Source organism: Streptomyces sp. NPDC001781 (assembly GCF_053596035.1).
Window position 1 is genome coordinate 1 of sequence record NZ_JBSFFI010000087.1, and the last position, 1,835, is coordinate 1,835.

At 71.0% G+C, this 1,835-nt stretch carries 2 protein-coding genes; both read right to left on the minus strand.

Annotated elements, in window-relative coordinates:
* Positions 1-84: 84 nt before the first annotated feature.
* Entirely contained in the window at positions 85-429 is a 345-nt protein-coding gene (locus tag ACWCV3_RS28810; RefSeq protein WP_451230271.1) for a hypothetical protein, read from the minus strand.
* A gap of 14 nt (positions 430-443) precedes the next feature.
* A partial coding sequence (locus tag ACWCV3_RS28815; protein ID WP_451230274.1) for a hypothetical protein occupies positions 444-1,835 on the minus strand: 1,392 nt, incomplete at its 5' end.

Here is a 1,835-nt window from a genome sequence, read left to right on the forward strand (position 1 = left end):
GTTCGTTCACCTGCGGATTTTCGACCTTAACCGTTATTGTGCCTAACGGTTTCCGGTGATCGTTCCGGGCCGTCGGGCCCCTCGTCACCCCACGCCGTGCTCCTCGTTCTCGTCCTGGAGGTCCCGGACCGTCTGGCCGTGAGGCAGGCCGAAACGCACCGCCACCGGATGGTCCGCCGGGTACCAGTTGCGGGTGCCGGGCACCGGCCGCCGGGAGAGCACCGCGAGGATCCCGAGGTGGTCCCCCGGCCACACGATGTCCGCCTGCGCACCGCAGTGCGAGCACTGGAAGAACGCCAGCGCCACGTCCCTCGGGCCACCGCGCCGGGTCGCCCGGTGCAGGAACTCCGTGTTGCCGCAGTCGTCCCGGGGGCAGTCGGCCACCCAGTCGCCGCTGTAGACGTAGGCCCGCGCCGTCGTCTCCGTCACCCTCGCCGCCTCCCTCACGTGCCGAACTCGCCGGAATCGAACCGCCCTTGGGCGGGGTCATCGAACTTGAACACCATCGCCGCGTCGTCGGACTGCACCGGGTCGAACACGCCCGTGTCGAACCCCGAGCCGCGCTGGTCGAACGTGAACGGGTTGGTGACCGTCTCCACACCCATCTCGCAGCCCAGGGTCACCGCGTGCACCGGAGGCCGGCCGGTGCGGCCCACCCGCTGCACGGTGTGCTGCACACGCTCCACGAAGAAGTCCGCGTCCAGCCCCAGCTCGTCGTTGACGATGGTGATCCGGTCGCTGACCGTGCGCTGGAGCACCTGCGCGTAGTGCGCCGGGTCCGAGGACACCACCCGTATCTGCACGGTGGGCCGCCGGTGCGCGTAGTGCAGCAGGATCATGTTGGCGATGGCGGCGGCGTCCTCCGCCCCGGCCCACGGCGCGGAGTCGGGGTAGGACTGCTCGCCGTGCCGGGCGACCGACTCCGAGTCCTGCGCGGTGACCCGGACCGTGGACACCACGGACAGCAGGTGGGCGCGCACCTGGCAGGACGTCACGGTCACCGGCCCGCCGATCGCGGTCAGCGTCAGCCGCGCCGTGGACCCGGTGTCCCGGCTGAGCAGCACCTGGAGCACGCCGGACCCGGTGTAGGTGATGTCCGTCCCCGGCACCGGCGTGACGGCCCCGATGAACGGGTCCGAGGATGAGACGGTCAAGTCCACCGACTGCCCGAGCGCGAGGGCGTGCGTGCCGGTGTCGGACCACACCTGCTGGAGGTCCCCGGACGGCGACCGCACGGGCACGTCGAACGTGATCGAGTTGATGATGTTCCGCCAGCCGTGGGCGTAGCTGAACGGCCGCGCCAGATCCAGCATCCCGGCCGGGGTGGGCACCGCCGCGCAGTCGCCGAGCGCCCCGGCGTGGAAGGTGGCGCCGGGCACGAGGGAGTTCTGCCGCACCATCCGGTGGTGGCGGTCGCGGAAGACGAACGTTCCGTCCGGCGCCACGTAGGCCACGGCCGGCGGGCCCTCGGACTTCACCAGGTCGGTGATCGCGCTCATGGCGTCCGAGCCGTCCAGCCACCACCACGGGACCACCGTGGCGCCCGGGTCGATGCTCCGCCCGCCGGTCCACCCGGCCTCGTCCAGCACGGTGTTGACCAGGTCGCCGGTGCGCGTCGACCGGTACAGGCCGGTGTAGATCGTGTTCGTGGACAGGTCGCTCATCCCGTCCAGGAAGGTGAGGTCCACCGTGCGGTCGCCGAAGTCGGCCTTCACGCTGTAGTCGTCTATGCGGCCGGTGAACAGCGGGTACGTCTGCCCGTTCCAGACCACCGTCGCCTGCATCGGACGGGCCGGCTCGGTGTCGCCGTACAGCGGGGACGACGTGTTCTCCGG